General features: G+C 57.7%; 12 protein-coding genes. All 12 read left to right on the top strand.

The features are described 5' to 3' along the window. Window positions 1-21 precede the first annotated feature (21 nt). On the top strand, window positions 22-717 hold the full coding sequence (locus L2D14_02560) for a class I SAM-dependent methyltransferase (protein ID WNK00317.1): 696 nt from the start codon (window positions 22-24) through the stop codon (window positions 715-717). Beyond that, window positions 714-1,598, top strand: a complete 885-nt coding sequence (locus tag L2D14_02555) for a sugar nucleotide-binding protein (GenBank protein WNK00316.1) — start codon at window positions 714-716, stop codon at window positions 1,596-1,598. Before L2D14_02560 ends, L2D14_02555 begins: the two co-directional genes overlap by 4 nt. A gap of 202 nt (window positions 1,599-1,800) precedes the next feature. Next, window positions 1,801-2,757: a class I SAM-dependent methyltransferase gene (locus L2D14_02550; protein WNK00315.1), complete on the top strand. Its 957-nt coding sequence runs from the start codon at window positions 1,801-1,803 to the stop codon at window positions 2,755-2,757. A gap of 177 nt (window positions 2,758-2,934) precedes the next feature. Beyond that, window positions 2,935-4,734, top strand: a complete 1,800-nt coding sequence (locus L2D14_02545) for an ABC transporter ATP-binding protein (GenBank protein ID WNK00314.1) — start codon at window positions 2,935-2,937, stop codon at window positions 4,732-4,734. 76 nt (window positions 4,735-4,810) lie between these two features. Then, entirely contained in the window at window positions 4,811-5,623 is an 813-nt protein-coding gene (locus tag L2D14_02540) for a sugar phosphate isomerase/epimerase family protein (protein WNK00313.1), read from the top strand. Between the two features lie 69 nt (window positions 5,624-5,692). Then, window positions 5,693-6,463 carry an SDR family oxidoreductase gene (locus L2D14_02535; protein WNK00312.1) on the top strand — a complete coding sequence of 257 codons (771 nt, stop codon included), beginning with the start codon at window positions 5,693-5,695 and terminating at the stop codon, window positions 6,461-6,463. A gap of 1 nt (window position 6,464) precedes the next feature. Then, on the top strand, window positions 6,465-7,382 hold the full coding sequence (locus tag L2D14_02530; GenBank protein ID WNK00311.1) for an FkbM family methyltransferase: 918 nt from the start codon (window positions 6,465-6,467) through the stop codon (window positions 7,380-7,382). A 19-nt stretch (window positions 7,383-7,401) separates the two neighbouring features. Continuing rightward, on the top strand, window positions 7,402-9,003 hold the full coding sequence (locus L2D14_02525; protein ID WNK00310.1) for a hypothetical protein: 1,602 nt from the start codon (window positions 7,402-7,404) through the stop codon (window positions 9,001-9,003). 9 nt (window positions 9,004-9,012) lie between these two features. After that, a complete protein-coding gene (locus L2D14_02520) occupies window positions 9,013-10,119 on the top strand; it encodes a Gfo/Idh/MocA family oxidoreductase (protein ID WNK00309.1) in 1,107 nt (368 codons plus the stop codon). 116 nt (window positions 10,120-10,235) lie between these two features. Then, window positions 10,236-11,045, top strand: coding sequence for a phosphocholine cytidylyltransferase family protein (locus L2D14_02515; protein WNK00308.1), 810 nt, complete (start codon window positions 10,236-10,238; stop codon window positions 11,043-11,045). After that, window positions 11,038-12,405 (top strand): hypothetical protein, encoded by a 1,368-nt coding sequence (locus L2D14_02510; GenBank protein WNK00307.1) that lies wholly within the window; start codon window positions 11,038-11,040, stop codon window positions 12,403-12,405. The genes L2D14_02515 and L2D14_02510 overlap by 8 nt, the downstream gene beginning before the upstream one ends. 4 nt (window positions 12,406-12,409) lie before the next feature. Further along, window positions 12,410-13,528 (top strand): phosphonoacetaldehyde reductase, encoded by a 1,119-nt coding sequence (locus L2D14_02505; GenBank protein WNK00306.1) that lies wholly within the window; start codon window positions 12,410-12,412, stop codon window positions 13,526-13,528. Window positions 13,529-13,530 lie beyond the last annotated feature (2 nt).

Genomic DNA, 13,530 nt, shown 5'->3' with positions numbered 1-13,530 from the left:
GAAGCCCGGGATGCAAAAGCCATGAACGACGACCAGACCAAAGAGCCGCAATATAACGTGTGCGTAGAGCTGCGTGAAAAACAGGGTCTGCCGCGATTCGGCCTGATGAGCGGATACGTCTGGCACGACGACCCGAAGCGCCTGGTGTTCATGCTGTCGCGTTACAAATTCGTCAGCAAAATGCTTGGGGGGCGCGACAATGTTCTTGAAGTTGGATGCGGCGACGGTTTCGGATCGCGTATCGTTCGCCAGAGCGTCGGGAAGTTAACCGGCATCGATTTTGATCCGGTTTTTATCGAGGACGGCAAACAGATCGTCGACCCAAGGTGGCCCGTCGAACTTGCCGTGCATGATATCATGGACGGCCCCGTAGACGGATCGTTCGATGGGATTTATAGCCTCGACGTGATGGAGCATATTCCGGCGAGCAACGAGCATCGCTATATCGAAAACCTGCACGCCAGCCTTAGCGGCAACGGTATCTTGATTGTCGGAATGCCGAGCCTGGAATCGCAAAACCATGCCTCGCCGGCGAGTAAAGCGGGCCACGTGAACTGTAAATCGGGTCTGGATTTAAAAGCCGCTTTTGAGGCCTATTTCGATTCCGTGTTGCTTTTTTCCATGAACGACGAAGTCGTTCATACCGGTTTTCATCCGCTTGCCCATTACCTTTTTGTGATCTGCAGCGCCAAACGGACGTCCCCCCATACGCAATGAAGCGGGTTTTGATTATTGGCGGCGATAGCATGATCGGCGCGGCGTTGGCCGGGAATTTGGAATCTCACGGACACCATGTCGCCCAGACCACACGCCGGCAATCGCCGCTGAGCGAGGCGATATATCTGGATCTCGGTGCTTCGCCGGATACCTGGCCGGCTTTCCCAAAGGCAGATACCTGGGTTTTAACCGCGGCGATATCGCGTCTGGCAGCGTGTAAAGACGATCCAAAGGGGAGCCATCGCATCAATGTCGGGGCGGTCGAACACCTTGCCGCGCGCGCCGACACGAATGGTGTGCACCTGATCTATTTATCCAGTGACAAGGTTTTCGACGGCAGCATACCGCAACGTCAAACCGCAGATGCCGTCTGCCCCATGAGCGAATACGGCCGCCAAAAAGCCGAAGCCGAGAAAATCGTGGCCGCGAAAACAGGGAACGGCCTTGTCATTCGGCTGACCAAGGTTCTGGCCCCCTCGGATACCCTGTTCAGAACATGGCGGGCGGCCCTGTTGGCGGGCCGGAAAATCGAAGCGTTCACCGATAAGACGCTGGCACCGTTATCATCACACGCCGCCGCCGATGGCATTCGCCGCGCCATCGAAACGTCACTCTGCGGCGTTCATCATTTTTCCGGTCCCGATGACGTCACTTATTTCGAAGCCGCCCAGCAGTTGGCGCGGCTGATCGGCGCAAGTGCCGATCAGGTCATCCCTGTCCGGGCCGTCGATCGCGATGTTCCGGCCGAGGATTGCCCGCCATTTACATCGCTCGATACCGGAGAAACGTGCACCGCGTTAGATCTTGCATTCGACCCGCTGGACCGGGTGCTTGAACAGTTCAACCGACTTGGCGAAAGTCCGATAAATTCCAACAGCTGACGATACATCCCTAACCTGTCACGTTTGCAGCGCGGCTTTACGTGCGCTCGGGCAAAATACTGCCATCGCCGCGGTGACGTCGGATTGCCGCCCGTGGCCGGAACCGATAACACTGGCCTGCTGTCCCTCATGCGGTCTGGTACAGAAATGCACCTCCGCGTCCTGGCAGGAAAGTTGCCGGAACATTTACAGCAGCTATACGATGTATCCGCAAAGCGACGGTAAGGAGCAGGTATCTTTCGATCTTTCCGGGCCGCTCGCGAGCGAACGCTCGATGCGCGTCGTCGAGGCGCTTTTGCATCAGGATACGCTGAATGAGACCGGCGCTTTATTGGATATCGGATGCGGCAATGGCAACATGCTGCGCAGCTTCCATCGAATGTTTCCGCAATGGTCCTTGTCGGGTCTTGAATGGGATGAACAGCACGCCGAAGCTATAAGGGCCTTGCCGCAGGTCGGCAATTTTCACACCGACCTGAAAAACGTAGGGACAGAAAGATACGACCTGATTTCGATGATTCACTTTCTTGAACACATTCCGAACCCAAGTGAATACTTGCGAACGCTCTCGACGTATCTGCACGACAACGGCCGGGTTTTCATTCAGGTGCCCAACCTCGGTGAAAACCCGTTCGATCTTGCCATCTTCGATCACTGTTCTCATTTTACGGCCGATAGCATAACGGAGATTCTCGGCCGTGCCGGGTTCGTCATAGAATGGATTTCCGATCGTGTCGTTTTCAAGGAACTGTCGGTGCTCTGCCGCCTGGACAGCCCTGAAACGACAGCCCGCCGGGCGGGCGCCGATAATGCCCTTTTGATCGCCGAAAGCGCCCTGGCGTGGCTTCACGAATTCGCCGAATGCGCGAAATCCGAGGTTTCAAGCGGTCCTTTTGCGATCTTCGGAACGGCGATAGGGGCTTCCTGGGCGGTCAGCGAGCTTGGCCGGCTGCCGGATTATTTTATCGACGAGGACGTGAGCCGGATCGGCAACTGGCATCTGGGCCAGCCCATCATTTCGGTGGACAGTGCCTCGTCGGGAGTAAAAGTGCTGGTGCCGCTGGCACCAGAGGCGGCCAGAAATGTCGCAGAGCGACTGCGCAGTCATGGCTTGCAGGTGATCCACCCCGGTTTAGCGAAAGCACAAAACAGCGTTTAACCCCGAGCATTATGAATGCCCGGAGGGCCGATCAATCCAGTTCGAGTCAAAGAGCGGACACCCGCAACAATGCACGTCATGCGCCTCGATGTTCCGCCCGTCGCCGGCGCATGGATTCCTTGTCTTAGCAAGCAACGCTAAGCCGTTTAGAAACAGCAGACAGCCCCCGGATAATTAATGATCAAAGATTTTTTAAAGCTTATATCCGTTATCGACCGTTCGACGCGAAACCAGGCATTAGTCGTTCTTTTGTCGATGTGGGTCGCGATGTTCCTCGAGACGATCAGTATCGCGACGATATTTCCATTCGTCGGCATGCTCAGCGACCCGAGCGAATTGCCAACGGCTGTTTCGCGGTTCAATGAGTTTTTTCCGATTTTCGACCTGATGGATAAGAATAATATCCTGATGGCCTTGGCGTTTTTGCTATTAGGGCTGTTTGTACTTAAAAACTTCTTCCTTTTAACGGTACATTGGATACAGGCTAAGTATACTAAAAATAATACAGATTTAGCTGCGCGTAAGATGATGAATTATTATATGTACGCGCCCTATACGCTGCACATTGAACGCAACTCCGCGGATTTTTTCGAAAACATCAACAGCGCGTGCCGACAAGCTTTTGGCGGGGCATTGATGAGTTATTTAATTCTTCTTTCCGAAAGCATGGTCGTTTTGGGCATGCTTTCTTTCCTATTGTTCGTTGATTTTTTCATCACCTTATTCATTGTGGCGACGCTTTCCGCGCTCATACTTGTTTATTACGCAGTGTTCAGAAAGCGGCTGATTGCGTGGGGCAAACGTGAAATCGAGGCACGAAAAATTGCTTTGAAATCATTACACCATGGTCTTGGAAGCATCAAAGAGACGCGCGTACTGGGGAAAGAAGACTTTTTTGTCACGTCATTCAGCCGGGCTTTTGACGACACCCTGAAGTTCACATTCATTCGCCAAATCATGGCGGTCATTCCGCGCTTATGGATCGAGACAGTGATTGTGTCGTTCGGGCTTATGGCCATTCTTTATTTCGCCATGACGCTGGACGAGCCCACATCGATATTCCCCTATCTGTCTGTTTACGCTGTCGCCGCTATGCGCCTTGTCCCCTCAGCCAATCGGATAATCGGCGCAACGAACGTCATCAACAACTCAAGAGAATCCATCGAGATTGTCGCGGAAGATATTTCAGCGGCCAAGGCTCTGCCCACGCGCAGACCCGAGAAACCGGGCTCGTCCAAAACTTTCACCGGGAAAATTGTCTTTTCAGACGTCAGCTTCCGATACCCCAACGCCGACAGAGATGCCATCAAGTCGTTGAACTTTGATATCGCCGCGGGCACGTCGATCGGCATCGTCGGAGCCTCGGGCGCCGGCAAAACCACGATCGTCGACTTGTTGCTCGGCCTTTTATCGCCGACGAAAGGCCGGATCTTGCTGGACGAATACAATCAAAAAGAGGTGATTACAGAATGGCAGCAGCACGTGGGTTACGTGCCGCAGACGATTTATCTGCTGGATGATACCATCCAGAACAATATCGCACTGGGGATTGAAGAAGCCGAGATCGACAACGAGGCGGTCGATCAGGCAATCAAGCTCGCCCGTTTGAGCGATGTCGTGGCAGATTCCCCGAAAGGGAAGCACACCGTGATCGGCGAAGGCGGCGTTCGGCTTTCTGTCGGACAAAGGCAGCGCATCGGCATCGCGCGGGCGCTCTATCGAAATCCCGCTGTGCTGATTTTTGACGAGGCGACCTCTGCTCTCGACAACGAAACGGAGTCGGAAGTCGTACAATCCATTGACGAACTCAAAGGCTTGAAAACGGTGATCCTGATTGCCCATCGCCTAAGCACCATAAAAAACTGTGACCGCTTGCTGGTGATGAAAGACGGAGAGCTGGTGGGTGTCGGCCCGTTTCAGAAGCTCCGCGAAGAGAATGAGGTTTTCAAGAACCTGGCTTCCTTCGCTCATATTTAATGTACGCGAGCGTCTCGGCTTCGTTTCCGGTTTGAAACTTCGAAATTAAGGTCCTGCTCGTACTGAAAGACCGCTGATGGATTACGCAATCTCAAATATTGCCTTGCCGGCATATGACCACATCAAGGACCTGCATAAGCTCGCGCAAATCGGCTACCGGGGTCTTGAAGTCGCGCCAAGCCGGGTTTGGCAAGACACATGGCACGATCTTTCATCCGCAGATGTTGCCGCCTACAGGCAGGCCGTCGAAGACGCCGGGCTTGTTGTCGTTGGATTGCATTCTCTTGTTTTCGATCACCCCGAGCTGCAGTTGTTCGGCGATGCGGCGTCGGCCCGCGCAACGCAGGATTTCATGGTTCATCTTTCCGGCCTGTGCCGCGATCTCGGCGGGCGCACCCTGATCTGGGGCGGCGGTCGCCGGCGCGGCGAGGTCCCTGCCGATACGGCGACGGAGCGGGCGATTGCCTTTATGGATACGCTTTGCGAACGCACCCGCGATCACGGCACCGTCTTCTGCTTCGAGCCGCTGGGACCGAAGGACTCGGATTTCGTCAACGGTGTGGTGGAAGCAAAAGCCATTGCCGATGCCGTCGGACGCGACAACCTGAAGATACAGATCGACGTCAAGGCACTCGTCGACAACAACGAGGTCGATCCCGGCATCGTCGATACGGTCAGGGCCGATCTGGTCCATGTCCATGCCAATGAGCCCGGCCTTGATGTGCTGGGCGCAAGCGGCAGTATCGATCACGCGCGCATCGGCGCCATGCTTGCGGATATCGGCTACGATGCCTTTGTCTCGGCCGAGCAACGCATGCTCTCCGAAACGGCATACATGACCGATGCCACGAAAAGCTATGAACAACTGAGGCGGCATTATCATGGATAAAAAGCTAGGCACGTATCCGATCGCCGACGGCGCGGACGCGGCAACTGCAATCGCTAAGGATGCCCTGTCATGACAACCTTCACACGACCGGACTGGACGCCCAGCGTTGCCGATGGCATGCGCATCCTTGTCACGGGCGCCAGCGGCGGACTGGGCAGCGCACTTGTCGAGATGCTGCTGAATGGAAGCGACTGCATCATCGGCGCGCACGGCGCCTCGAAACGGCCGAAATCGGACAGCGATCGGGTCATTGCGCTACAGCGTGAATTTACGGATGACGCAAGCTGCCGCGAAACGGTCGATGCCTTCGCCGATGCCGCGGGCGGCATCGATGCGCTGGTCGTTCTGTCGGGTTCGATCCGCCACACCGGCCACTGGAAGGACATCAGCGGCGAAGGCTGGTCGCGCGAAATCGACGTCAATCTGAACCAGCCGTTTTTTCTGGCCCAGGCCGCTATGAAGCATATGACGGCGGCAGGCGAGGGCGGGCGGATATTGCTGACCGGCACCGAATCCGCTCTGCACGGCGGATCGGCAACCTCGTTCCCGTACGCCGTCGCCAAGCGTGGCACCGAGTGCATGGTTCAGGGCCTGGCACGCGAAGGCGCGCCCAGCGGCGTTCTTGTAAACGGTATCCGCTTCGGATACATCGAAAGCGGTTTTCACCAGCGCTGGCACGACCGCACGCCGGAGCAAATGGCGGAACGCGCCGAACTGGTGCCGCTCAAAAGAGGGGGCCATGTCGATGAAGCGGCGGCCCTGATGACATATCTTCTTTCCGACTGGGCCGGCTTCATCACCGGCCAGATGATTCCGCTGACCGGTGGGGATTGGCTGTAAGATGAAAAAATTTATCCTTTCAATATGTGACCATCCGATATTCGGCAGACTGCTCGGCGCCTTTGGGCGGGCGACACATAAACGTGAATATCTGCTGGGTCTGCGCAATCCGTTTCACCTGTCGACGTTCGTCATAGAACGCGAAGACAGTCACTACATCACCAATGCCGACAGCTACCTGTTTCTGAGCTCCCCCCAGGGCGCGCGCATGGCGTTTGACGGCAGCGACTATGAAACCGATATCTCGTTCCTGATGCGCAAGCTCGTCCGCCCGGGCGATGTCGTGCTCGACATCGGCGCCAATGTCGGCCTGCACACGGTCTTCCTTTCAGGGCTTGTCGGCAACGGCCGCGTCATTGCCTTCGAGCCTGTCAGTGAGATGGCCGACAGGCTTTCCGCAAACTGTGCCTTCAACCGTGCCGACAACGTGACCCTGATCCGCTCGGCGCTGGGCGAAGAAACGGGCGAGGCAACGATTCAGGCCAATCTGGGCGACCCGGGCATGGAAGGCACCAATTCGATGATTGCATCGGTCCATGTCGCCAATCGCCCGGACCGTTATGAGGAACGCACCATATCGGTAAAACGCCTGGATGATATCGCCGCCGGTCTCGGGATTTCCGATCGCATCAATTTCGTCAAGATCGATACCGAAGGCTTTGAGCCGATGGTCATACGCGGCGCGCTCGAGACGCTCCGGAAAACCCGTCCTGCACTGTTGGTCGAAGCACATTCAAATCGACTGAAGGAAGTCGGTCTGAACTTTGGCTGGTATACGGAAACTTTTGCGGATTATCACATCTACATCATTCATCCGGTGACCCCGGCTAATCCGTTCCTGAACCTGCAGCCGCTCGAAGGCGAGCCGCCGGAAATTGCCGTCAATCTTCTGTTGTTGCCGAAACTCATCACGTCGTGAGGGGCTGCCGGCTCTTATTGTGAGCGTTATTCTGACCCATGATCCGGATGTCTACGCCCGGTCCGATCATCGGCTGTCCATCGATATGCAGGGGCTCCCTCCGCCAACAATTCCCGATATGGCGGACCGGCTGGAGAACGCTTTCGATGCCGCCTACGCACCATGGCGGGTGGCAGCCCTTGCATTGCAAAGCCAGAAAACGTCGGCGCTTGCCCACATGCCGACGATGAGCACGTATGCTTCCGATTTCGGTATGATGCTGGCATGGGTCTCTGTCGTACGTGAACTGGCGAACGATTCGGCGGAAACCTGCGTCGCGTGTAAAGATCCCTGGCTATACAGAGCACTTTCCTTGTTGCCTGGTGTTAAAGCCGATCCGGCGCCGGGGATAGCCGCGCAGCGGCTCCGGTTTTTTTGTCGTGGCATCCTGGCCAGAACACGGGCCTCCCTCCGCTGTCTCGGCGCACGCATCGGGGCCCGCCATCACCGGGACTGTGCCGTGCAGGAAAACTGGATCCTCGTATACGGCCACCCCGACAGCAACGCCGATGGCGAGGATGCCTATTTCGGCCGGTTGATGCGCGAGATTCCGGGCCTCAAGCGGCTGATGCATACGGACTGCCGCGCCGATTACGCGCTGCGGCTCGCCGCTGACGGACGAACACACTCCCTGCATGCGTGGGGATCTGTCATGACCGCGCTGACACTGCCGTTTCAGCGCTGGCGGCCGGATACTTCGAAACTCGACGCCGTGACCGCGTGGCTCGTCAAGCGCGCCGCCGCGATTGAAGGCAGTGGCGGGTCCGCCGCCATGAGCCGCTGGCAAATGACGTGTCACGCGAACTGGCTTAAGGAAGCCAATCCGAAAACCGTTGCCTGGCCCTGGGAAAACCATCCGTGGGAACGCGATTTCGTCCGCCAGGCCAGCGCCAACGGCACACAGACACTGGGCTATCAGCACACCGTAGTCGGCCGGCACATGTACAATCAGGGTAGCGACGCCAACCTGGATGGGCTGGACAGCATACCGGCGCTTATTCTGCTGAACGGACCGGCATACCGGGGCGATCTGGCGGCGCGGGGCATTCCGGACGCGCGCATGCAGATCGCCGGATCGCATCGCATCGGTGCCCGCAACCTGCCAAAGTACGATCCCGACGGACCGGTTTTTCTGGCGCTTTCCAATAATCCGGCCTTCGCCCGCCAGATGATCGACGCCGCACGGCCGCTGGCATCGTCCGGGCAGCCGTTTATCGTCAAGGATCACCCCTTGAGCCCGTACCCGGTCACGGAAAGCGAACAGTTCGGCTACACCCGCGCCCCGATTGCCGAGCTGCCCGCGATCCGCGCCCTTATATATTGTACCGGCACTACCGGACTGGAGGGATTGCTGGGCGGCGTACCGACGATCCGCTTCGTGCCTGACGGTGGCGTCGCGCTGGATATCCTGCCCCGGAACCAGCCTGACGGCATGCAGCCGCTGTCCGTTAGCGCCGCCGGCCTGTCCCAGGCATTGCAGAACCCGCCCGAAGCGGTTAATCACCCCTCGCAGACCCTGTTTCCGCCGCCCGATATGGAGCTCTGGAAACGCCTGCTGAACGATGATCAACGAACGGACTGAACAAGTCGCATGAACACATCCCTGAAAGTCGCCCTGATCGGTTGCGGCCGCATCGCCGGACATCACTGCCGCTCCATCGCCGAAGTAGATGGCGTCGAACTGGCCGCCGTGTGCGATCTGGACATCGAAAAAGCCGACGCCTATGCGCAGGAATTCGGCGTCCCCGCGTTTACTGATTACCGCCGGATGTTCGACGACGTACCGGCGATCGACATCGCCGCCGTGATCACACCCAGCGGCATGCATTACGAGCACGGCCTCGAGGTCATCCGGGATTTCGCCAAGCATATCGTCATGGAGAAGCCGACCTTCATGCGGCCGGGACAGTTACACGACGCCTACGCCGCCGCCGATGCCGCGGGGGCGCGTATCTTCCCGGTGTTCCAGAACCGTTACAACAAGGCCGTGCGGCGCGTGAAACAGGCGCTCGAGACGGGCGAGCTTGGCGACATCCGGACGGTCTCCGTGCGGCTCCGCTGGTGCCGGCCGCAGCGCTATTACGATCTGGCGCCGTGGCGCGGCACATTCTCGCACGACGGCGGCGCACTGACCAACCAGACCATTCATCACGTCGACCTGCTCCGTCATCTCGGCGGCGAGGTGGCCCGCGTCAACGCAACCATGCGCACGCTGGGCGCCGATATCGAGGTCGAGGATACGACCGCGGCCACGCTTTCCTATGTCGACGGTGCCGTCGGCACGCTGGAATCGACGACCGCCGCACGGCCCGACGATTTCGAAGCTTCGATTTCGTTCGTCTGCTCGGAAGGTCTGGCACAGATCGGCGGCATCGCCGTCAACGAGCTGCAGATGTTCACCCCCGATCCCGATGCCTGCGCGGCCAACTCCGAGGACTTCAAGGGGATCGAGGGCCACGGCGCGGTTTACGGCTTCGGTCACACCGAAATGTACCGTGACATCGTCGCCGATTTCCGGGGCGATGCCGTCTATCCGGTTCAGCGCGAGGACTGCCTGAAAACGCTGGAGCTATTGCACGCGTTTTATCGCTCCGACGAAGCCGGCGCATGGGTCGATGTTGCCTCTGGCGGCGAATCGGCGCGGCTCGGCCGTCCCGACGATGCGATTTCCGATTTGTACCGGACGCCGCGAATTTGAGCGGACGCTGAATGTCGGCGTCGGCGCGGCGCCAATAAATGTATAAGGCACATGTGGGAAACGGCATTGGTAAGATGCAAACAGACCGTTCCAATTTCGGGTAAACAGGATTGGCAATGCGTGGAATCATTATAGCAGCAGGGCGGGGCATACGGATGGCGCCGCTGACCAGGGAGCGTCCGAAATGTCTTTTGCCGATCGGCGAGCGGACTTTGCTCGATTTTACCGTCGAGCGGCTACGGGCTAACGGCTGCGAGGAAATCGTCATCATTACCGGACACTGCGCCGACGCCATCCAGCGCGATGACCTTGTGCGGGTGGAAAACACGAATTTCAAAGACAACAACATCCTTCATTCACTGATGTACGCCAAACCTTACATCGAAGGCGACGTGATCATCACTTACTCGGATATTTGGGTTGAACCGGATATTTACGAAACCCTGTGCGCCGCCTCGGGTGATATCGTTATCGCTGTCGACAAGGACTGGGAGCCTTATTATCAGGGACGCACCGAGCATCCCCTGTCGGAAGCCGAAAGCGTCGTCGTCGGGCCGGACGGCGGTATCGTGAGAATCGGCAAACACCTGACGGCCGACGACGCATCTGACATGCTGTTTGGCGAGTTCCTCGGGTTGTGGCGCATGACCCCGGACGGGGCCAGGCAGTTCGTCGATATGTTCGAGCAGATCGAAGCCCGGTTGACGCTTACAGAGCCGTTCCAGAACGCAAAGGAATGGCAAAAAGCCTACATCACCGATATATTGCAGGAAATTATCGACAACGGCGGCGCCGTTTCTTCCGCTTTGATCGAAAGAGGTTGGGCCGAACTGGATACCGTGCAGGATTATGAACGGCTGCCTGGTATTACGGTGCGGCAACGCATGTTTGAATTGACTAAATATTTAGGAAGTCATGATGTCTGACGTCAAAAATGGGTATGCAGAATTACTCGGCGCCCGTATTTTGAGCGAGGCGAACGATCTGAAGCGGACGCCCGATGCACTTGCCGGTGAAATCGGTATCTCTGCCGAAACCCTGAGCAATATTATCTCCGGTGCCGCCGGGGCCAGTGCGGCAGCGGATATCCTCCACAAGATGTCGCGGACTTATCCCGTCAGCATTGCAGACCTCTGGCTCGACGATGACGACACAAATGACGGCGTGCGCGTGATGCGCGCGGCTGAAAGCGAAGCGTCCTCGCGCGTTTTCGACCGCGACGACCGAAACGGCGATAAAACGCCATACTACGAATATCGCGATACGGCGATGAGCCGCCTCGGCCCTTTCAAGCCGGAATGGATCAAAGAGCTCCGAACCGTCAGTGACAACGACCCGTATAATCCGGACGTCGCCTATAACCACGGCCACCTGATGCATCAGTGCACGTTCTTTATCGGGGCAGTTAATTTCTACTATGAAATTCGCGGCAAGCGTTACTGCTGCGAAATGAATACCGGCGATTCAAATTATATCACCCCGTATGTGCCGCACAGCTTTGCCAGCCGGGACCCTGACAATCCGGGCTTGATCATCGCGGTGACATATGGCGGTTCATTGCGCCGCTGTCTTGGCGAATTCGCAAGGATGGATTCAGATACTGCCGCACATTTTGCCGGCGATTTGAGGAACCCCGAAATCAGGCTGAATCTGCTGCACCGGCGCCTGGCTGCCGAGATGCTGGACCTTCAGACATTCCGCACAAAACTACTGGACTGCGGCATGGATGGGGACACCGTGAACGCCATACTTGAAACCGGCGACATCCCCGCCGCGCAGCTTAAGCAGGTTGCCGATATTCTCAACGTTCGCGCCGCAGACCTGATGAGCGAGCTGATGACCCCTGAGCAGGAGGTCGTTATCTCCTACGCACGCGATGCCGAATGGCGGAACTATCCCGCCAGCAACGAGCCCGCGTACCGGATTGCGCCTTTGGCCCGCACCCCGCATCAGTCCAACCTGAAGGGCTTCGATCTCAAGATCATGAATCAGGGCGGTGCCGAGCTGATCCACTCGGGTCACCAGTATATTTATAATTACGGCGAAACCCCTGCGGCGATCCGCTGGGCGGACGGCTTGGAAGAAACCCTGGAGACCGGCGATTCAGCCTATATCCGGCCCGGCGTTTCGCATTCATTCGCCCAGACCGGGAATGACAGTCAAGCCGCAGAGCTTTGCGTCCTTCGCGTCCCCGGCCTGATGACGGACGAGGTTTTTGCCGAGTTTGCCGCCTACAATCCCGATCAGCGCGATCGCTTGTTCTTTGAAACAAAAGTGTGGTTTTAACTTAATGAGACCTTTCGTTACGCCGACGGTTATTCACCAAGGTCACGTCGCTGAAATCATACCAAGCTTGATCCGGGAAAGGTCCTGGGCCCTCGTCACCAGCCAGGGCTGGCTCGACCGCTCGAGCCTGCAGCCCTTTCTGAACGCGCAGGGCGCGCCGAAAGCCGTCATCTCAGATGTGCATGAGAACCCCAAGCTTTCAGAAGTCCGCGCCAGCTATGAAAAGTTCCCGGATGTCGATTATGTCGTCGCCATCGGCGGCGGCAGCGTCATGGATGCGGCGAAAGGGGTTGTCGCGCTGAAGGGGCTGAACGGCGACATGGATGCCTTTTGGGCGCACCTGCGCGATGGCGCGCCGCTGCCCGACGACCTCGAAGCGACACCGATTATTGCCGTCCCGACGACGTCCGGTACGGGCTCGGAAGTAACCCGATGGGGGACCATCTGGGGTGACGATCTTATCAAGTACTCCGTCAATCACCCGGCACTATATCCGAAGTATGCCGTTCTCGACCCCGCGCTTTGCGTCAGCATGCCGGCGCACCTGACGGTCGCTTCCGGTCTCGATGCGCTCAGCCATGCGATGGAAGCCATCTGGAACAACAATGCCACCAGCATTACAGACGCGCTCGCACAGGCGGCCATCCGGGGCATATACAGGACGTTGCCGGTATCGCTCGCCGACCCGCTCTCGATTGACGCCAGACGTGAAACGCAGACGTTCGCGACGCTTGCCGGTATGGCGATGAGTGTCACGCAAACGGCGGCGTGCCATTCGATCAGCTATCCCTTTACCGCCGTGCACGGCGTGCCGCACGGGCTGGCCTGCTCGTTCACACTGCCGGAAATGGCGGCGTTTAACGGCGCAACCGGTCCCGACAGAACCGCCCTCATCGCCGACGCCCTGGATTGCCCGCCGGATGCTCTTACTTCATGCCTTTATGACTGGTTCAAAACCCTCGACGTCGGACGCATGATATCGGCGTATGTGCAGCCGGACTCTGTCGATTCGTTCGGCGACAATTTGATCACGCGCGCCCGCGCCGCCAACAATATCCGCGAAATCGACAGCGATATCGCCCGTGATATTGCCAGAAAGAGCCTCAAAAACCTGATACCCTGATT

The organism is Thalassospiraceae bacterium LMO-JJ14 (genome assembly GCA_021555105.2).
In the GTDB taxonomy this organism is placed as follows: domain Bacteria; phylum Pseudomonadota; class Alphaproteobacteria; order Rhodospirillales; family Casp-alpha2; genus UBA4479.
This window is presented reverse-complemented; position numbering and strand designations above follow the sequence as displayed.